This window comes from Sporolactobacillus sp. Y61, from assembly GCF_040529185.1.
Taxonomy (GTDB): Bacteria; Bacillota; Bacilli; order Bacillales; family Sporolactobacillaceae; genus Sporolactobacillus.
Genome location: NZ_CP159510.1, coordinates 645,874 through 665,954 on the forward strand (window position 1 = coordinate 645,874; position 20,081 = coordinate 665,954).

The window sequence follows — 20,081 nt, forward strand, 5'->3', positions numbered from 1 at the left end:
CTTAGCTTACAATAAAAAACAAAGTGTGACAATTACCGGGCATACAAAAGTTGTTATTCACCTGTAGCCTTTTTAATGATCTCTTCACTGATACTCTTCGGCACCTGTTCATAGTGGTCAAATTGCATCGTGAATGTCCCGCGTCCCTGAGTAGAGGAACGGAGTGAGGTCGCATAACCGAACATTTCAGCCAGCGGCACATGTGCATTAACGGCCTGTGCGCCTGCGCGGGCTTCCATTCCGTCAACACGTCCGCGACGGCTTGTAATGTCTCCCATAATATCACCGAGATACTCCTCAGGGATATTAACCTCAACCTTCATGATAGGTTCGAGGATCACCGGAGCACAGGTATTTTTAGCTGCTTTAAGTGCCATCGATGCAGCGATCTTAAAGGCCATTTCACTTGAGTCGACATCGTGGTAAGATCCGTCAACCAGGCTCGCCTTTACATCAATCATCGGATAGCCGGCAAGCAGGCCATTTGCCAGCGATTCTTTCAGCCCGGACTCAACTGCCGGGATGTATTCACGCGGCACAACGCCACCGACAACCTTGTCTTCAAATACAAAGCCTTCTCCTTCTTTAAGAGGCTCGAATTCGATCCAGACGTGACCATATTGCCCACGTCCGCCGGACTGACGGATAAATTTACCTTCACAGCGACCCGCTTTGGTTAAGGTTTCTCGGTAGGCAACCTGAGGAGCACCTACATTAGCGTCAACTTTAAACTCGCGGCGCAGACGGTCAACAATGATGTCCAGGTGCAACTCACCCATACCTCCGATAATCGTCTGACCGGTTTCGTCATCCGTGTGCGTTTTAAAAGTAGGATCTTCTTCAGCCAGTTTTGCCAGAGCGATATCCATTTTATCCTGATCTGCTTTTGATTTTGGTTCAATCGCAACGTGAATGACCGGATCAGGGAAATCCATGGACTCCAGAATGACCTGATTATCTTCATCACAGAGTGTATCTCCGGTCGTTGTATTCTTCAAACCAACGGCAGCTGCGATATCACCGGAATATACCTGCTTGATTTCGCTTCTGTGGTTGGCATGCATTAACAGGATTCGTCCAAGGCGTTCCCGTGTATCCTTTGTTGAGTTCTGGACGTATGAGCCCGCTTTGGCAGTACCGGAGTAGACACGAAAGAACGTCAGTTTTCCGACATACGGATCCGTCATCACCTTGAACGCAAGTGCGGAGAACGGTTCGCTGTCATCTGCTTTACGCTCCGCATCTTCACCGGAATCCGGAAGTGTTCCTTTAATCGGAGGAACATCAAGCGGGGACGGAAGATAGTCGATGACGGCATCAAGAACATGCTGAACGCCCTTATTTTTAAAGGCTGTTCCGCAAAGAACCGGGAAGAATTTAACATCACAGGTTGCTTTACGGATAGCGGCTTTTAATTCATCAACTGTGATTTCCTGACCATCCAGATATTTCACCATAATGTTGTCATCAACATCAGCGACCGCCTCAACCAGCTTGTCGTGATATGCTTCAGCCTGTTTTTTGTATTCATCAGGAATCTCTTCGGCGTCAATGATCGAACCCATTTCATCCTCATAAATATAGGCTTTCATACCAACCAGATCGATTTCACCTTTATAGTGATCCTCAGCTCCCATTGGCAGCTGAATCGGATGGGCGTTAGCGTGCAGACGTTCATGAAGCGTCTTGCATGAATACAGGAAGTCGGCACCGATTTTATCCATCTTGTTTACAAAGACAATTCTCGGTACGCCGTATGTCGTTGCCTGGCGCCAGACCGTTTCCGTCTGCGGTTCGACCCCCGACTGGGCATCAAGTACTGTGACGGCACCATCAAGGACACGCAGAGAGCGTTCCACTTCAACTGTGAAGTCTACATGCCCCGGTGTATCGATAATGTTGATCCTGTGATTCTTCCACTGGGCAGTCGTCGCAGCAGATGTAATCGTGATCCCGCGTTCCTTTTCCTGATCCATCCAGTCCATCTGTGAAGCACCTTCATGGGTTTCACCAATTTTATGGATTCGACCGGAGTAGTAGAGAATTCGTTCCGTTGTGGTTGTTTTACCGGCGTCGATATGGGCCATAATCCCAATATTTCTCGTCTTCTCCAAAGGAAAATCCCTTGCCATGTTTTTCACTCCTTCCTATGCGCCTCGTGCATTACCAGCGATAATGAGCGAAAGCCTTATTAGCTTCAGCCATTTTATGCATATCTTCGCGCCTTTTAACTGACGCACCCGTATTATTGGAGGCATCAATAATTTCATTCGCCAGTCTTTCGACCATCGTTTTCTCGCCGCGAAGTCTTGAATAGTTCACCAGATAACGGAGACCCAGAGTCGTCCGTCGTTCCGGACGCACTTCAACCGGCACCTGGTAGTTTGAACCGCCGACACGCCGTGCTTTTACTTCAAGCACCGGCATAACATTCTTGAGTGCCTGTTCAAAAACTTCCATGGCTTCATGGTTGGTGCGTTTTTTTATTAAATCAAAAGCCTGATAGAGAATCGTCTGAGCCTTGCCTCTCTTACCATCTTTCATAATCCGGTTGATCAGCCGTGTGACCAGCTTCGAATTATAAAGCGGGTCAGGCAGTACGTCTCTTCTTTCAACAGGTCCTTTTCTGGGCATGATGGATCCTCCCTTCTGTTTCAGTTATTTATTATTTCTTCGGTTTCTTGGCACCGTATTTTGAACGGCCCTGCTTACGATCGACAACACTCGCCGTGTCCAGTGCGCCACGGATGATATGGTAACGGACACCCGGAAGATCCTTGACACGTCCGCCGCGGATCAGCACAACACTGTGTTCCTGAAGGTTGTGACCGATCCCCGGGATGTACGCGTTCACTTCAATGTTATTAGAAAGACGGACACGCGCATATTTACGAAGCGCAGAGTTCGGTTTCTTTGGTGTCAGCGTACCGACACGGGTACATACGCCCCTCTTCTGCGGAGCAAAATCATCTGTCAGTGATTTTTTGAAGCTGTTGTAGCCTTTGTTCAACGCAGGAGCTGTTGACTTCTTCGTTCTTGACTTACGTCCCTGATTAATTAATTGATTAATTGTAGGCATCTAACCAGTTCCTCCTTTCATTTTCTAATCCCACTGATCCAGGCGGTTCCTTTTTCGCGCAAAAAAGTGTTTTTGCAGAAGGACTGCTTCCGCAAAAACAGTTATCTTTTTATTGCAACCGTCGAAGCCCCGACTTCAATGCCACAGGCTTGACCCAGTTTTTTCATTGAATCGACAGGACTGACCGGTACATCCAGTTCTTCCGCAAGTTTCAGCACTTTACTGGTTACACGGACATCGGCGTCACGGGCTATAATGACTTCCTGAGCCCGCTTTTCCTTTAACGCTTTTAATGTCTGCTTCGTCCCAATAATAATTCCATTCTTCGCCTGTGTCACTTTTTCATAAGACATATTTCAAATCCTCCAAAGTAACAGAGTGTTCAAGAACACTCAGATATAATAGCACCTGCCAAACCCTGTTGTCAACACCCGGATCAGCTTTCCTGATTAATCAGTTCCCCTTCAGGTTTTTTCTCTTTTGTCTGGGCATCTTCGTCGGCTGTCTGAACCTTAATGTTACGATATCTTTGCATGCCTGTTCCGGCCGGGATCAGCTTACCAATGGTGACATTCTCCTTCAGTCCGACCAGTTCATCGGTTTTACCCTTTATCGCTGCATCAGTGAGGACTCTCGTCGTTTCCTGGAAGGAAGCTGCCGAGAGGAAGGACTCTGTTTCAAGGGCTGCCTTCGTAATACCGAGTAATACCGGATGACCGGTTGCCGGAATCTTATGATGCAGAAGCACTTCGCGGTTATCATCCTTGAATCGGTGGATGTCCATCAGCGCACCCGGAAGAACCGACGTATCGCCGCCGTCAATGACGCGGATCTTCCGCATCATCTGACGAACCATGACTTCTACGTGCTTATCACCGATTTCAACACCCTGCATCCGATAAACTTTCTGCACTTCACGGAGCAGATAGTTCTGAACGCCGCGCAGTCCGACGACATGAAGCAGCTCTTTCGGATCGATTGACCCGACGTTGAGCGGATCGCCGGCTTTGACTTTGCTGCCTTCACCGACTTTCATACGGGCGCTTAACGGAATCGTGTAGGTCTTGGTTTCCAGGTCGCCTTTTACAGTCACTTCACGTTTGTCTTTCAATTCACTGATGGAAGTCACTTCACCATTAATTTCAGTGATGGTTGCCTGGCCTTTTGGATTTCTCGCTTCGAAAAGCTCCTGAATACGCGGGAGACCTTGCGTGATGTCGTCTCCGGCAACACCACCGGTATGGAATGTACGCATCGTCAGCTGAGTACCAGGTTCACCAATCGACTGAGCGGCGATAATGCCGACGGCTTCACCCACCTCAACTTCAGATCCGGTGGCAAGGTTACGACCGTAGCACTTTCTGCAGACACCATGACGCGTCTCGCAGGTAAATACGGAACGGATTTCCACCTCTTCAATTCCGGCGTTCACGATGTTCGTGGCTGTGTCTTCATTAATCAGCTCATCTTTTTTAACGAGCACTTCGCCGGTTTCCGGATGATAAACGGTCTTATTTGCCCTACGTCCGACTATACGGTCAAACAGGCTTTCGATTTCTTCGGTTCCTTCGCGGATGGCTCGAACGACAATTCCACGGTCTGTACCGCAGTCGTCTTCTCTGACAATCACATCCTGAGCCACGTCGACCAGCCGGCGTGTCAGATAACCTGAGTTGGCGGTTTTAAGAGCCGTATCCGCAAGTCCCTTCCGCGCACCGTGTGTAGAGATAAAGTACTCCAGTACGGTCAGACCTTCGCGGAAACTTGAGATAATCGGCAGCTCGATAATACGCCCTGACGGGTCGGCCATCAGGCCACGCATACCTGCCAGCTGCGTAAAGTTGGAGGCATTACCACGGGCACCGGAATCACTCATCATAAAGATCGGGTTGGTCTTTTCCAGCGAGTTCATCAGTTTGGACTGGATGGTATCTTTAGCGTCGCTCCAGATACCAACAACACGTTCATAACGTTCATCTTCGGTAATTAACCCGCGACGGAACTGTTTCAGGACTTTCTGAACATTTTCTTCCGCCTTGTCCAGTATTTCTTTCTTTTCCGGAAGGACGATGACGTCGGATACCCCAACGGTAATTCCGGCTTTCGTTGAATACTGGAATCCAAGTGCTTTCAGGCGGTCAAGAAATTTCGATGTTTCTGTAACTTTATAGCGTTTGAACACTTCAGCAATGATATGTCCCAGATATCCTTTTTTGAACGGCGTGATCTCATCACGTGAAGCAATCTCTTTCGGAATATTGGAACCCATCGGCACGAAATATTTTTCAGGAGTTTCCACCTGAAGGTTGTGATCCGTTGGTTCATTAATATACGGGAAAGATCTGGGCAAAATGCGATTAAAAATCATTTTGCCGACTGTTGTGATCAGATACTCGCTGTTCTGTTTATCCGTAAATGTCGGGTTATGCAGCGATGCAGCCGGGATCGCAACCCGGGTATGCAGATGTACATAACCGTTATGGTACGCGAGCATAGCCTCGTTTGAATCTTCGAATACCTTTCCTTCACCAACGGCCCCTTTTCTCTCAAGGGTCAGATAATAGTTACCCAGCACCATATCCTGTGATGGTGTAACAATCGGTTTACCGTCTTTCGGGTTCAGGATATTCTGGGCCCCAAGCATCAGAAGACGTGCCTCAGCCTGTGCTTCGGTTGAGAGCGGAACGTGAACAGCCATCTGGTCACCGTCGAAGTCCGCGTTGTAAGCTGTGCAGACCAGCGGGTGAAGACGAATAGCACGGCCTTCAACAATCTTTGGCTCAAAGGCCTGAATACCCAGACGGTGCAGCGTTGGTGCACGGTTCAGTAAAACCGGATGTTCTTTAATCACGTCTTCCAGAACACCCCAGACTTCCGGGCTGACTTTCTCAACCTTTCTCTTGGCACTCTTGATATTATTCGCAATGCCGCGTCCGACAAGTTCTTTCATGACAAAGGGTTTGAACAGTTCAAGCGCCATTTCCTTCGGCAGCCCGCACTGATACATTTGCAGGCTTGGTCCGACAGCAATAACCGAACGTCCGGAATAATCAACACGTTTGCCAAGCAGATTCTGACGGAACCGGCCCTGCTTTCCTTTCAGCATGTGAGACAGTGACTTGAGCGGACGGTTACCCGGTCCGGTGACAGGACGTCCGCGACGTCCGTTGTCAATCAGAGAGTCGACCGCTTCCTGAAGCATACGTTTTTCGTTCTGGACGATAATGCTCGGTGCACCAAGCTCCAGCAGCCTTTTCAGTCTGTTGTTGCGGTTGATGACGCGTCGATACAGATCATTCAGATCGCTTGTTGCGAAACGACCGCCATCCAGCTGAACCATCGGACGCAGTTCAGGAGGGATGACCGGCAGAACGTCCAGAATCATCCATGACGGCTCGTTGCCGGATTCACGGAACGCTTCGACCACTTCAAGTCTTTTAACGGCGCGGGTCCGTCGCTGGCCCTGAATGTTTTTGATCTCCTGCTGAAGGGTTTCAGATTCTTTATCCAGGTCAACATCCTGAAGTAATTTTTTAATGGCTTCAGCACCCATGCCCGCTTTGAATGCCGTACCGTATTTTTCACGGTAACTGCGGTATTCCTTTTCGGAAAGAAGCTGTTTCTTTTCGAGCGGTGTATCACCTGGTTCAGTCACAGCATAAGAAGCAAAGTAGATGACTTCTTCCAGCGCTCTGGGGGACATGTCGAGCAGAAGACCCATCCGGCTTGGAATACCTTTGAAGTACCATATATGGGAAACAGGTGCTGCAAGTTCAATATGACCCATTCTTTCTCTGCGGACTTTCGCCCGGGTCACTTCGACACCGCAGCGGTCACAAACCACGCCTTTATACCTCACGCGTTTGTATTTTCCACAATGACATTCCCAGTCTTTTGTCGGCCCGAAAATACGTTCACAGAACAGACCGTCTTTTTCCGGTTTCAGCGTTCTATAGTTGATGGTTTCAGGTTTTTTGACTTCACCATGCGACCATGAACGAATTTTGTCTGGTGATGCTAAACCAATCTTCATAAATTCAAATTTATTAACATCCAGCAAGGGGGCAACCTCCCTTATTTTTCAGTGTTTCGGCCATCCTGGAGCCGAGTTGTTTCACCAAGCTGTTTGCCTGAAGAGGTTGATTCTTTCCAATGGATCGTCAAACCTGCACATTCAGGTTATCATCAACATTTTCTTCTTCATCTTCAAGTTCCTTAATCACAATTTCCGATTTATCTGCAGCAAGTACTTTAACATCCATGCCAAGGCTCTGAAGTTCTTTAATTAATACTTTAAAAGCTTCAGGAACACCGGGTTCCGGTAAATTTTCGCCTTTGACGATGGACTCATAAGTTTTCACACGTCCGACGACATCGTCGGATTTAACCGTCAGAATTTCCTGGAGTGTGTGGGCAGCGCCATAGGCTTCAAGTGCCCATACTTCCATTTCACCGAAACGCTGGCCTCCGAACTGTGCCTTTCCTCCAAGAGGCTGCTGCGTAACCAGTGAATAAGGACCTGTAGAACGTGCGTGCAGTTTATCATCAACCATGTGTGCCAGCTTGATCATATACATCACGCCGACAGAAACCCGGTTGTCAAAGGGTTCGCCTGTACGTCCGTCATACAGGACTGTTTTTCCGTCACGGGGCATGCCCGCTTCGTCCAGCGTGCTCCAGACATCTTCCTCACGCGCTCCGTCGAAAACGGGGGTTGCCACGTGGATGCCCAGTTCATGGGCGGCCATACCAAGATGGAGTTCGAGTACCTGCCCGATATTCATACGGGATGGCACGCCGAGCGGGTTCAGCATGATGTCGAGCGGACGGCCGTTAGGCAGATAAGGCATATCCTCTTCAGGAAGAATCTTGGAGATGACACCTTTGTTACCGTGACGTCCGGCCATCTTGTCGCCTTCATGAATTTTTCTCTTCTGAGCGATGTAGACACGAACCAGTTCATTGACACCCGGCGGCAGTTCATCCCCGGCGTCCCGGGTAAAGACCTTGACATCATGGACAATACCGCCGCCTCCATGTGGTACCTTAAGCGATGTATCACGTACTTCGCGTGCCTTCTCACCGAATATGGCATGGAGAAGCCGTTCTTCTGCAGTCAGTTCCGTAACGCCTTTCGGGGTCACTTTTCCGACCAGGATATCTCCATCCCGCACCTCGGCGCCGACGCGGATAATGCCACGGTCATCCAGGTTCCTGAGGGCATCTTCACCGACATTCGGAATGTCGCGGGTGATGTCTTCCGGTCCCAGCTTGGTATCGCGGGCATCGGATTCGTATTCCTCAATATGAATAGAAGTGTATACATCATCTTTGACCAGCTTTTCACTCATGATGACGGCATCTTCATAGTTATATCCGTTCCAGGTCATGAATCCGACAAGTACGTTACGGCCGAGAGCAAGTTCACCGTTGTCCATTGATGGACCATCGGCAATAATTTCGCCTTTATCAACAACCATACCTGTTTTAACAATCGGTTTCTGGTTGTAGCACATCCCCTGGTTCGAACGTTCAAATTTAGACAGTTTGTAAGTCACCGTATCGCCTTCGGTCTCCTGCCCGTCAACCGTCTCCAGCGTACGTACCCGGATCCTGTCTGCAGAAACGTACTCTACACGCCCGCGGAATTTTGAACGGATAGCAGCACCGGAATCACGGGCCGAAACGTATTCCATACCTGTTCCGACAATCGGGGCTTCCGGTTTCAGCAGAGGAACGGCCTGACGCTGCATGTTGGCACCCATGAGTGCACGGTTTGAGTCGTCGTTGGCGAGGAAGGGAATACATGCGGACGCAACAGAGACGACCTGCTTTGGAGAGACATCCATGTAGTCCACACGATCACGATGGACGACCAGATTTTCACTCCGGAAACGGGCGAGAATATGATCCTCCTTAAATGAGCCATCCTCGTTCAGTTCGGCATTCGCCTGCGCAACGACGTAGTTATCTTCTTCATCCGCAGTCAGATAATCAATATGTTCCGTCACCTTTCCGGTATCCGGATCCACGCGGCGGTACGGTGTTTCAATGAAACCGTATTTGTTGACACGTGCATAGGTAGACAGAGAGTTGATCAGTCCGATGTTCGGGCCTTCAGGCGTTTCAATTGGGCACATGCGGCCATAGTGTGAGTAGTGAACATCACGGACTTCCATTCCCGCGCGCTCTCGCGTCAGGCCACCCGGACCCAGTGCGGAAAGCCTGCGCTTGTGGGTCAGTTCAGCAAGCGGGTTTGTCTGATCCATGAACTGCGACAGCTGCGAACTTCCAAAGAATTCTTTTATTGAGGCAATCACAGGACGGATATTAATCAGAGCCTGTGGTGTGATACTATTCGTATCCTGTATCGACATCCGTTCGCGGATCACCCGCTCCATTCTTGAAAGGCCGATACGGAACTGGTTCTGAAGCAGTTCCCCGACCGACCTGAGACGGCGGTTCCCCAGATGGTCAATGTCGTCTGTGTCACCAATGCCGTGCAAGAGGTTAAAGAAATAGTTAATCGACGACAAAATATCTGCCGGGGTTATATGTTTAATCGACTTGTCAATACCGCAGTTGCCGATCACTTTAATGACTTTCCCCTGGTCTTCTTCAAGCGGTGAGTAAACGCTGATCGACTGAACTCTGACCGTCTGGCCGGCAATGACACCATCTGTCGGGGTATATTCAACATAACCCAGTTTCTTCTCAATGATCGGAAGCAGACGGTCCAGCGTCCGACGGTCAAGAAGTGTCCCTTCGTTGGCAACAATTTCACCGGTATCCGGATCAATCAGTTTCTCAGCGAGGCGCTGGTTGAACAAGCGGTTTTTGATGTTCAGTTTTTTATTCATTTTATATCGACCGACATTAGCCAGATCATAGCGTCTCGGATCAAAGAAACGTGCTTCGAGCAGGCTCTTCGCGTTCTCAACAGTCGGCGGTTCGCCCGGACGCAGACGTTCATAAATTTCAACAAGTGCTTTGTCTGTATTATCGGTGTTGTCTTTTTCCAGTGTATTTCTGAGATATTCATCATCGCCAAGAAGATCAATGATTTCCTGGTCTGTACTGAATCCAAGGGAACGTAAAAGCACCGTTATCGGAACTTTACGTGTGCGGTCAATTCTCACATAAGCAATATCCTTGGCATCTGTCTCATATTCAAGCCATGCACCACGGTTAGGGATGACAGTCGCTCCGAAACCTTTCTTGCCGTTCTTGTCGATTTTATCATTATAGTAAACACTTGGAGAGCGGACAAGCTGTGAAACGATTACCCGCTCGGCACCGTTGATAATAAATGTCCCGGCTTCCGTCATCAGCGGAAAGTCGCCCATGAACACTTCCTGTTCTTTCACTTCGCCGGTTTCTTTATTAATCAGCCGCACTTTAACACGCAGCGGTGCGGAATAGGTCACATCGCGTGATTTCGCTTCGTCTACCGAGTACTTGGGTTCTCCCAGACTGTAATCGACAAATTCCAGAATCAAGTTTCCCGTAAAATCTTCCACCGGTGAAATGTCCTGAAACATTTCCCTGATTCCCTCATCAAGGAACCATTGATAGGAGGCGGTCTGAATTTCAATAAGATTAGGGAGTTCAAGAACTTCCTTAATCCGAGCGTAGCTCCTGCGTTGGCGGTGGCGTCCGTATTGTACGAGTTGACCTGTCAACTATTTCACCCCTCAAATCAAGCATATTGAAAAAATCGGCAAACTGAATAGAAAAGCTTACCGTCATTCAAAAATTATTTGATTAGTATTCCCAATAAAAGGGAATAGCATACTCACAAAAGTATCAATGTTAGCATTAAAACATAATATCATAGTCGATTTTTATTGTCAATCTTTTTTGCACAAAAAACATGATACCCCTTCTTGCGTGCTTCTATCTGAACGGTACCGAACAGTTCGCGTAGTGCAGTAAGAGCTGAAGGAGCCCCCTGTTTTTTTTGAATAACCGACCAAAATTCACCACCGCTCACCAGATGATGAAAGGCATCCTGAAAAATCTCCCGGACTATTTTTTTCCCTGCGCGAATCGGCGGATTGGTCACAATCGCAGCAAACGTCCCGTCAACATGTGTAAACAGATGGCTCTGAACCACATCGGCCGTCACATGGTTGGCGTTCACATTTTCATGAGCCAGGCGGACAGCCCGTTCATTGATATCAGCCATCATGATCCGGCGTTCCGGGAAGGCTTTAGCCAGGGCAATACCAATCGGTCCGTAACCACAGCCCATGTCAAGAATTCTTCCTGGAACCGGCGGCTCACGGAAGGATTCGATCAGTAATCTGGATCCGAAATCAACACCTTTTCTGGAGAAGACGCCGGCGTCAGTTGTAAAATGGCAGGGGATGCTTCTCAGCTCTACGCTGATGACCTGAGGATGACTTTCTGCCTGGGGATGTTCCGAATAATAGTGATCGTTCATTGACATCGGCACCTCAATCCAAAGTTCCTTATTTTCGGACCTGTCATAACAGATACTACGCTGCACTTATCGTGTAAAATAATAAGAAAGGCCCGCGCAAGCGCGGGCCTTGTGAGCAGAAACTTATTTCAGCTCTACTTTTGCGCCAACATCTTCGAGTTTGCCTTTGATTTCTTCGGCTTCTTCTTTTGCAGCGCCTTCTTTAACAGCTTTCGGAGCTTCGTCTACCAGATTCTTAGCATCCTTCAGACCAAGGCCGGTGATTTCACGAACAGCCTTAATAACTTTAATTTTCTGTCCGCCGACTTCAGCAAGAACCACATCAAATTCTGTTTTTTCTTCAGCCTGGGCAGCACCGGCACCTGCAGGAGCAGCGACCTGAGCAGCTGCCGATACACCAAATTCATCTTCAATTGCTTTTACGAGGTCGTTCAGTTCAAGAACCGACATCTCTTTAATTGCACCAATGATATCTTCTTTAGTCATTGATTATAATCCTCCTCAAATTGCATTTTTTCACTTCATTTTTTGTAAATGTTAACAGATCAGGCCGGGATCAGGCTTCCTGCTGTTCCTTCTTGTCGGCAACAGCCTTGACGCCAATCGCAAACTTGCGAATTGGAGCCTGCAGCACATTGGCCAGCATAGAAAGCAGTTCTTCTCTTGTCGGCAACTTGGCGAGTGTCTGAAGTTCTTCAATAGAAACCGGTTTGCCTTCAATAACACCGGCTTTGATTTCCAGCGCTTCATGATCCTTCGCAAAATTGTAAAGAATTTTTGCCGGGGAAATGACGTCCTCCTTGCTGAAAGAGATGGCTGTTGGGCCAGTGAGTGCTTCATCAAGAGAAGTCATGTCGGTTAATGCTGTTGCACGACGGGCAAAAGTATTTTTATATACTTTGTAATCCACATCGGCTTCGCGAAGCTGTTTACGCAGTTCCGTGACTTCTGCAACAGACAGACCGCGATAGTTCACAACGATGGCTGCCACACTGTTTTTCAGTTTATCGGCAATCTCATCTACAACCTTCTTTTTTCCTTCGATGATTTTCGCATTGCTCATTTTCTGTTACACCCCCTTTTCCCCGCAGTCCGGAAATTTCAGATTTTGCCTGATTCTCATAAAAGGCAATAAAAAACCCTCAGTCCAATGAAGACATGAGGGACCATTTCTATCCAACACATAACGGTTATCAAGAATCTGAAAACCTCGGCGGGGAGAATTAAGCATCTGTGATGCCCCTGCTGTCTTCGGTTATTGCTATTCAATGTGTACAAACAACAACTGCGATTATATTATCCTTCTACCCGTCTGTCAAGCGCTTCAGCGGGCAACGGCTGTTGATACCTTTACTCCAGGGCCCATTGTTGATGAGATAGCGATGTTCTTCAGATACGTCCCCTTTGCTGCAGAAGGTTTAGCCTTTACCAGGGTATCAACCAGAACCCGGAAATTTTCTACCAGCTTGCTGTCTTCAAAGGAAATCTTGCCAATCGGCACGTGGACGTTACCATCTTTCTGAGCACGATATTCTACTTTGCCGGCTTTAATTTCCTTAACCGCTTTTTCTACATCAAACGTTACCGTTCCGGTCTTCGGGTTCGGCATCAGTCCTCTTGGACCAAGCACACGGCCGAGGCGGCCCACCTGAGCCATCATATCAGGAGTGGCAACGACGACGTCAAAATCGAACCAACCTTCATTGATCTTATCAACATATTCCTGTTCGCCGACAAAATCAGCTCCGGCAGCTTCCGCTTCCTTAGCCCTGTCGCCCCTGGCAAACACCAGAACGCGCTGCGTTTTTCCTGTTCCGTTGGGAAGGACAACCGCCCCGCGGACCTGCTGATCGTTCTTTCGGGTATCAACGCCCAGTCGTACGGCAACGTCAACAGACTCATCAAAACCCGCATGAGCAATCTTTTTTACAAGTGCGACAGCTTCATCGATATCATAAGCCTTTGAGCGGTCGACTTCTTTGATTGCATCAAGATATTTCTTTCCTCTTTTAGCCATTCCAAATCCTCCTCTGTGGTATTAACGGTTTGCATCAGACCTCCCACCGATCAAAAACAGCTCGAACTTCATTCACTTTTAGTGAAGAACGGATCAGTCTTCCACAACAATGCCCATGCTCCGGGCCGTTCCTTCAACCATCCGCATGGCGGCATCTACATCGGCCGCATTAAGATCAGGCATTTTCAGTTCAGCAATTGAACGCACTTTATCGCGCTTAATCGTTGCTACTTTCGTTAATTTCGGTGAACCCGAACCGGATTCAATACCCGTTTCCTTTTTCAGCAGAACAGCTGCCGGTGGTGTCTTTGTGATGAACGTAAATGAGCGATCCTCAAATACGGTGATTTCCACCGGGATGATCATTCCTGCCTGATCAGATGTACGTGCGTTGAACTCCTTGCAGAAGCCCATAATATTAACGCCCGCCTGGCCCAGTGCCGGACCTACTGGCGGAGCCGGATTTGCTTTCCCTGCCGGAATCTGCAGTTTAACCAGTTTGACTACTTTCTTTGCCATGAGAGCACCTCCCTGAAACAAATTGTGGTACGGGCACAGCCCTCCCACTCAATTGATAAATCTCTATGGCCTGTTCAGTTTCCCGTTATGATGATGAGATCGGTTAAGGTTTTGCTCATACAAACATTGAAATTATACACGCCGGCTGATAAAATTGCAAGGCGAAGTCAGTCAAGCTTTCGAACCTGTTCAAAATCCAGTTCAACCGGTGTTTCACGGCCGAACATGTTCACATGCACTTTCAGTTTGTTCTTCTCCGGGTCAATACTTTCTACGTTGCCGACGAAATCAGCAAACGGACCTTCCTTGACCTTAACCTGTTCATTAATTTCAAAATGAACATCCACAGTTTTCTCTTTCAGGCCCATTTGCTTTAGAATGCCATCTACTTCTTCCGGGAGCAGCGGAATCGGTTTTGAACCCGCTCCCGTTGAGCCGACGAAGCCTGTAACACCGGGTGTGTTGCGCACAACGTACCATGAATCGTCTGTCATAATCATTTCAGTCAGGACATATCCGGGGAACACCTTCCGCATAGCTGTCTTTTTCTGGCCGTTTTTAATTTCTGTCTCCTCTTCCATCGGAACGAGAATCCGGAATATTTTATCAGCCATACCCATGGATTCCACTCTTTTTTCGAGGTTGGTCTTGACCTTGTTTTCATAACCCGAGTATGTGTGAATAACATACCAGTTCTTTTCCATAACTTTCTTCCTCCAATGATTATCCTTCAGGCCATTATCAGTCTGTGATCACACGCATAAGTTCCGTAATGCCCAAGTCAACCAGTACAAAGAATACAGCCAGAAATACAACAGTCACAATCACTGTAACCGTATATTTGAACAGTTCTCTGCGCGTTGGCCAGGTGACTTTCCTGGTTTCCGTAATGATGCTCCGGAAAAATTTCCCGGTCCCCTTTACAATACCTGCCATGCTTGTTATACCTCCGATTCCTCGTTCTTCATTCCCCTGTGCGCGGTGTGCGTGTATTACAGTGCTGCAGAACTTATTGATTTCGGGCCGTACTATCTTCTCTCTGTCAGTTCCTGTCCTTTGCTGCCGATGCTGCCGACGTACAGCAGGAAAAATCTTTTTCCTGGCGCTGTTAAACTTATCTTCATTTCGCTTCAGGCGCCCGCGGACAGCGGGCGATCCGTGAGCCGCCTCGTCCGGATACCCGCGCTGCGTGGGCTTACCCGAACGGCGGGCTCAGACAGGAATAATTTCATACACTAAAAGAAAGGCGTCATGACGCCTTTCCTGTCGCAATTCTACTCTTTTTTCAATTTATCACATCACTGCAGGCCTGTCAATAAACACAGGGGCAGATCAGATACTCAGCTTTTTCATCTGCAGGCAATGTTCAAGTTTTCTTTTCACGCGCTGCAGCGCATTATCAACAGACTTGATATGTCTTTTCAGGTTCACAGATATTTCCTGGTAGGTCCGTCCGTCGAGATACTGGCGAAGCACTTTTCGTTCCAGCTCACTCAGCATATGCGATAGTTTTTCCTCGATATCGTCACATTCTTCCCGGTTAATAAACAGCATCTCCGGATCGGAAGAATCATCTTCACCGACAACATCCATCAAAGTCCTTTCAGATTCTTCATCATAAATCGGTTTGTCAAGAGAAATATAAGAATTCAGCGGGATATGCTTCATTCTGGTCGCCGTTTTTACAGCCGTAATCATTTGCCTTGTAATGCAAAGTTCTGCAAACGCTTTAAAAGAAGCGGGCTTGTCTCCCCTGTAATCACGGATAGCCTTATACAGGCCGATCATGCCCTCCTGAATAATATCTTCGTGTTCACCCCCGACCAGAAAATAGGCTTTCGCTTTGGCACGGACAAAATTCTTATATTTAAAAATGAGGTACTCCAGAGCCTCTTTGTTTCCATCCTGGACAATTCTTAGCAAATGTTCATCATCAAGTAACCGAAACGTTGCTGTGTCAGACTGAACTGGATTGTAACTCATTTTCATCCCCCGGAAACGTTGATGCCTTTGTTTGCGATTATACAGTAAAGAAATTAGAATCGTCAAGAAAATTCAAAAACCTCTGCGCATTTTCTCCAGCTTTTCCCTTATGGTCCGGTCAAGGGGAATCTTTGACCCTTTAGTCTGTGGTCTGGTATCGATGATGGCTTGTTTAATCTGACTGTCAATGGTCCTGATTTCTTCAACCAGTTCCCGTGACGGCATGCGCAGTGCACCCTGCGAGAAAACGGCCCATTGTTCCGCCATGTCAGATGTTGCGACATGGATCCGCGTTTTAACGTTTTTCATTTTTTTAATCAGGCCTTCAATCTTCTGATCTGCCTTTTCACTTTTTTTGGTGTAAATCACTTCTACTCTGGATTTATGCGTCCGGATCTCTTTTCCAGGGATCAGATAAGCGTCAAAGATAATGATGACCCGCCAGCCCGTAACTGCCTGATATTCAGCCATCTTATCAATCAGCATATCTCTGGCATTTTCGAGCTCTTTCTTTTTTAGCGCCTTCAGTTCCCTCCATGCTCCGATCACATTATATCCGTCAACGATCAGAATGTCTTTCAAAATACTCACCCTTGCTTCCGCTGTCTGCGCTGCCTGAATACTTCATACATCATCAGTCCGGCAGCAACTGAAGCATTCAGTGAGGTGACCTTTCCGTTCATCGGAATGTGTATGAAAAAGTCACATTTTTTTCTGACTAACTGCGAAATGCCTGTACCTTCATTACCGATGATGAGGCACACAGGCATCGTATAATCGGTTTCATCATATGATGAATCGGCATCCGCCGCCGTGCCGGCAAACCAGATACCCTTTTTCTTCAACTCATCAATGGTCTGAGCTAGATTGGAAACGCGGGCGACAGGTACGTATTCGATCGCACCTGTTGACGCTTTGGCCACAACAGAGGTCAGACCCACTGATCGCCGTTTCGGGATAATGATGCCCTGACAGCCCGAGGCATCAGCTGTACGCAGAATTGAACCCAGGTTATGCGGATCTTCGATATTATCCAGCATCATAAAGAAAGGCGGTTCATCGCGCTTTTCTGCAAGAGCAAATAAATCGCTGATTGTCGCATACCGGTAGGCGGCAATCGATGCCACAACGCCCTGATGCTGTGAAGAGCGGGAAAGCTGATCCAGCTTTTTTCTGGGAACAAACTGCACGGCAATCTGGTGACTTTTTATCAAGTCAAGCAGCTCGCCTAACCCGCGTCCTTCTTTGTTCATCCAGACTTTGTTTATTTCTCTGCCGGATCGGATCGCTTCCGCAACCGGATGACGCCCGATAATCCATTCATCGCTCATCGCTTGCGCCCCCTTCTGTCGGATGATCTGTAAATATTTTCGCCATTATCTCCTGAATGCGATTGCCTTTTCCTGAAAAATACAGATAACCGATCAGAGCTTCAAAACCGGTACTGAAATTATAGGTCTGCACGTCGGTGTTTCTGGGCACGGAATGAGACCTGGTATTACGCCCGCGGCGAACAACGTCCATCTCTTCATCGGTCAGGAAATGCTGTTCCTGCAATTCATGAAGAAAAGTGCATTGTGCCCTGGCTGATACATAATTGACCGTCTGCTTATGCAACTGATGGATCTTTGTTTTTCCGGCACAAATGACATGTTCACGGACATAGACTTCCATAATCGCATCGCCCATGAACGCCAGGACCAGACTGTTGACTGTTGCCGGATCCACCGTTTTTCCTTTAATGGTCATTCTCCGTCCCTCTTCCAGCGAACGCCCTGCGGTGTGTCTTCCAGTATGATGTCCGCTTCTTTCAGCTGCTCTCTGATGCGGTCTGCTACATCAAACTTTTTGGCCTGCCGCGCCTCTTCCCGCTGCCTGATCAGTTTTTCAACATCACTGTCTAATATACTGTCTGATGGTTCGCTTAGTTTCAGTCCAAGCACACCCGAGAGTTCATCGAGCATATTCAGATAAGCAGCGATAAGCGTCAGATCCACGTCCTGCTTCTGCAGGGCAATATTGCTGTCCCGTACGATATCGAACAGGACAGCAATCGCATTGGCCGTATTAAAGTCATCATCCATAGCTTCATGAAACCGATGGCGATAGGCTGCCTCTGTCTCCTTGTCCCCGCTGAGGGTCACGTGCTCCTGCCTGAGCAGATGTTCGAGATTATACCTGGCCGTTTTCATACGGGAGAAGGCCTGCGACGCATCACGAAGCAAAGCATCACTGAAATTAATGGGATGGCGATACTGAACACCTAAAATAAAAAAGCGAATTACCTGCGGGTCAAATTTTTTGATCAGATCATGCACAAGGATTACATTCCCGATTGATTTCGACATTTTCTCGTGATTGATCTGAATATGACCGTTGTGAAGCCAGTACCGCGCCATTGTTTTGTGATGGAGCGCTTCGGACTGAGCAATTTCATTTTCATGATGAGGAAAAACAAGATCCGCACCGCCGGCATGAATGTCGATGGTGTCGCCAAGATATTTTTCTACCATAGCCGAGCATTCAATGTGCCAGCCGGGCCGGCCTTCTCCCCATGGGCTGCTCCATTTGATTTCTCCGGGTTTGGCTGCTTTCCACAGAGCAAAATCAAGTGGATCGTCCTTGTTTTCGCCAATCTGGATACGGGCACCTGATTTCAAGTCATCTATGGACTGGTGAGAGAGTTTTCCATAATCCTTAAATTTCCTCGTCCGGAAATAAACATCGCCGTTAACAACGTAGGCATAACCCTCATCAACCAGTTTTTTTATAAAAGTGATGATTTCATCCATGGTCTCTGTTGCCCTGGGATTGACGGTTGCCCGCTTGACATTCAGGGCATCCACATCACTCAGATATGCTTTAATGAATTGATCAGCAATTTCAGGAACCGGGATGCGACGCTCTTTAGAGGCGTTGATCAGCCGGTCATCGACATCAGTAAAATTAGAAACGTAGTCTACAGAATACCCGAGATACTCAAAGTACCGTCTAACCGTATCGAATACAACCGCGGGACGGGCGTTTCCGATGTGAATGTAGTTGTAGACGGTGGGCCCGCAGACATACATGCGTACTTTTCCTTTCTCCAGCGGAATGAATTTTTCCTTTTTTCTGGTCAGTGTATTAAACACGCTCAGTACCATTATGATCTACTCCTTTTCATGGTTTCCAGTTCTTCTTTCAGTTGTTTGATTTCTGCTTCCAGGCGTGTCATTCTGTCCGCCACGGGATCGGGCAGATCGGCGTGATCCAGATCATGATGATGGATCTTTCGTCCGTTTTGTCTGACGACGCGCCCGGGGATACCTACTACTGTGGAGTCTGGAGGAACATCGTGAAGCACAACCGACCCGGCCCCGACTTTGGAGTGATCGCCCACCCTGATAGAGCCCAGGATGCGGGCTCCCGTTGATATCAGTACGTCATTTCCTATCGTCGGGTGTCGTTTTCCCTTTTCTTTACCTGTACCACCCAGCGTGACTCCCTGAAAAATTGTTACATCATCACCTATTTCGCATGTCTCACCTATAACAATACCCATCCCGTGATCCATAAAAAAGCGGCGGCCGATTTGAGCACCGGGATGAATTTCAATTCCAGTCAGAAAACGGGTGAACTGTGAGAGGGCACGGGCAATGAAAAAAAACTTTTTTTTCCATAACCAGTGAGCCACCCGATGCGCCCAGATCGCATGCAGACCGGAATAAGTCAGGATGACTTCCAGTTTGCTGCGTGCGGCCGGATCCTGATCGAATACATTCCGCAGATCCTCAGCTATAATATTGCGCACCTTCAGATAACACCTCCGTTAATCAATCGAGATAATGAGAAAAACTTGCCGGCTGCCTGTCTTGGGCGTTGCCGGAGCTCTCGTTTTTCTTAACCTTTTTTCAAAAAGGTTTCAGACTTTTTTATCATGTGAATAAAAAGGCGCCTTTGTGCCGGCTGACACAAAGACGCCTTAAACGCGGTTCCACTTTGCTTGAGAATCATTCTCCACTCATCGGCCCGTAACGGGGGTACCGTTTTCGTCT

General features: G+C 48.0%; 19 protein-coding genes and 2 other annotated features (1 of these 21 running past the window's edge). All 19 genes read right to left on the bottom strand.

Annotated features, from left to right (window positions below; genetic code table 11):
- Window positions 1-53: 53 nt before the first annotated feature.
- Complete coding sequence (gene fusA / locus ABNN70_RS03255) at window positions 54-2,132, bottom strand: elongation factor G (protein WP_353948748.1); 2,079 nt, start codon at window positions 2,130-2,132, stop codon at window positions 54-56.
- A 31-nt stretch (window positions 2,133-2,163) separates the two neighbouring features.
- Complete coding sequence (gene rpsG, locus ABNN70_RS03260; RefSeq protein WP_129930010.1) at window positions 2,164-2,634, bottom strand: 30S ribosomal protein S7; 471 nt, start codon at window positions 2,632-2,634, stop codon at window positions 2,164-2,166.
- Between the two features lie 31 nt (window positions 2,635-2,665).
- Window positions 2,666-3,079, bottom strand: coding sequence for a 30S ribosomal protein S12 (gene rpsL / locus ABNN70_RS03265; protein WP_353948749.1), 414 nt, complete (start codon window positions 3,077-3,079; stop codon window positions 2,666-2,668).
- Window positions 3,080-3,180: 101 nt separating this feature from the next.
- Window positions 3,181-3,432 (bottom strand): 50S ribosomal protein L7ae-like protein, encoded by a 252-nt coding sequence (locus ABNN70_RS03270; RefSeq protein WP_129930008.1) that lies wholly within the window; start codon window positions 3,430-3,432, stop codon window positions 3,181-3,183.
- 83 nt (window positions 3,433-3,515) lie between these two features.
- The gene (gene rpoC / locus ABNN70_RS03275) at window positions 3,516-7,139 is read right to left on the bottom strand and encodes a DNA-directed RNA polymerase subunit beta' (protein WP_353948750.1); all 3,624 of its coding nucleotides are present in this window, start codon (window positions 7,137-7,139) and stop codon (window positions 3,516-3,518) included.
- Between the two features lie 100 nt (window positions 7,140-7,239).
- Entirely contained in the window at window positions 7,240-10,761 is a 3,522-nt protein-coding gene (rpoB, locus tag ABNN70_RS03280; RefSeq protein ID WP_353948751.1) for a DNA-directed RNA polymerase subunit beta, read from the bottom strand.
- A gap of 149 nt (window positions 10,762-10,910) precedes the next feature.
- Window positions 10,911-11,525, bottom strand: a complete 615-nt coding sequence (locus ABNN70_RS03285) for a class I SAM-dependent methyltransferase (protein WP_353948752.1) — start codon at window positions 11,523-11,525, stop codon at window positions 10,911-10,913.
- A gap of 123 nt (window positions 11,526-11,648) precedes the next feature.
- Complete coding sequence (gene rplL, locus ABNN70_RS03290) at window positions 11,649-12,011, bottom strand: 50S ribosomal protein L7/L12 (RefSeq protein WP_353948753.1); 363 nt, start codon at window positions 12,009-12,011, stop codon at window positions 11,649-11,651.
- A 70-nt stretch (window positions 12,012-12,081) separates the two neighbouring features.
- Window positions 12,082-12,588, bottom strand: coding sequence for a 50S ribosomal protein L10 (gene rplJ, locus ABNN70_RS03295; RefSeq protein ID WP_129930003.1), 507 nt, complete (start codon window positions 12,586-12,588; stop codon window positions 12,082-12,084).
- Window positions 12,589-12,649: 61 nt separating this feature from the next.
- Window positions 12,650-12,798: a sequence feature (ribosomal protein L10 leader region), on the bottom strand.
- 51 nt (window positions 12,799-12,849) lie between these two features.
- Window positions 12,850-13,542 carry a 50S ribosomal protein L1 gene (gene rplA, locus ABNN70_RS03300; protein WP_353948754.1) on the bottom strand — a complete coding sequence of 231 codons (693 nt, stop codon included), beginning with the start codon at window positions 13,540-13,542 and terminating at the stop codon, window positions 12,850-12,852.
- Window positions 13,543-13,635: 93 nt separating this feature from the next.
- Window positions 13,636-14,061 carry a 50S ribosomal protein L11 gene (gene rplK / locus ABNN70_RS03305; protein ID WP_129930001.1) on the bottom strand — a complete coding sequence of 142 codons (426 nt, stop codon included), beginning with the start codon at window positions 14,059-14,061 and terminating at the stop codon, window positions 13,636-13,638.
- 167 nt (window positions 14,062-14,228) lie between these two features.
- Window positions 14,229-14,765: a transcription termination/antitermination protein NusG gene (gene nusG / locus ABNN70_RS03310; RefSeq protein ID WP_129930000.1), complete on the bottom strand. Its 537-nt coding sequence runs from the start codon at window positions 14,763-14,765 to the stop codon at window positions 14,229-14,231.
- A gap of 37 nt (window positions 14,766-14,802) precedes the next feature.
- Complete coding sequence (gene secE / locus ABNN70_RS03315) at window positions 14,803-14,997, bottom strand: preprotein translocase subunit SecE (RefSeq protein ID WP_129929999.1); 195 nt, start codon at window positions 14,995-14,997, stop codon at window positions 14,803-14,805.
- A gap of 396 nt (window positions 14,998-15,393) precedes the next feature.
- Window positions 15,394-16,044 carry an RNA polymerase sporulation sigma factor SigH gene (gene sigH / locus ABNN70_RS03320; protein ID WP_129929998.1) on the bottom strand — a complete coding sequence of 217 codons (651 nt, stop codon included), beginning with the start codon at window positions 16,042-16,044 and terminating at the stop codon, window positions 15,394-15,396.
- A 72-nt stretch (window positions 16,045-16,116) separates the two neighbouring features.
- Window positions 16,117-16,626 carry an NYN domain-containing protein gene (locus ABNN70_RS03325; protein WP_353949369.1) on the bottom strand — a complete coding sequence of 170 codons (510 nt, stop codon included), beginning with the start codon at window positions 16,624-16,626 and terminating at the stop codon, window positions 16,117-16,119.
- Window positions 16,627-16,631: 5 nt separating this feature from the next.
- Complete coding sequence (rlmB, locus tag ABNN70_RS03330; protein WP_129929997.1) at window positions 16,632-17,375, bottom strand: 23S rRNA (guanosine(2251)-2'-O)-methyltransferase RlmB; 744 nt, start codon at window positions 17,373-17,375, stop codon at window positions 16,632-16,634.
- Window positions 17,365-17,793 (bottom strand): Mini-ribonuclease 3, encoded by a 429-nt coding sequence (locus tag ABNN70_RS03335; RefSeq protein ID WP_129929996.1) that lies wholly within the window; start codon window positions 17,791-17,793, stop codon window positions 17,365-17,367. The genes rlmB and ABNN70_RS03335 overlap by 11 nt, the downstream gene beginning before the upstream one ends.
- Complete coding sequence (gene cysS / locus ABNN70_RS03340; RefSeq protein ID WP_129929995.1) at window positions 17,790-19,190, bottom strand: cysteine--tRNA ligase; 1,401 nt, start codon at window positions 19,188-19,190, stop codon at window positions 17,790-17,792. The genes ABNN70_RS03335 and cysS overlap by 4 nt, the downstream gene beginning before the upstream one ends.
- Window positions 19,190-19,837, bottom strand: coding sequence for a serine O-acetyltransferase (gene cysE, locus ABNN70_RS03345; protein WP_353948755.1), 648 nt, complete (start codon window positions 19,835-19,837; stop codon window positions 19,190-19,192). The genes cysS and cysE overlap by 1 nt, the downstream gene beginning before the upstream one ends.
- A 159-nt stretch (window positions 19,838-19,996) precedes the next feature.
- Window positions 19,997-20,081 (bottom strand) — a binding site (T-box leader); it runs 126 nt beyond the window's last position.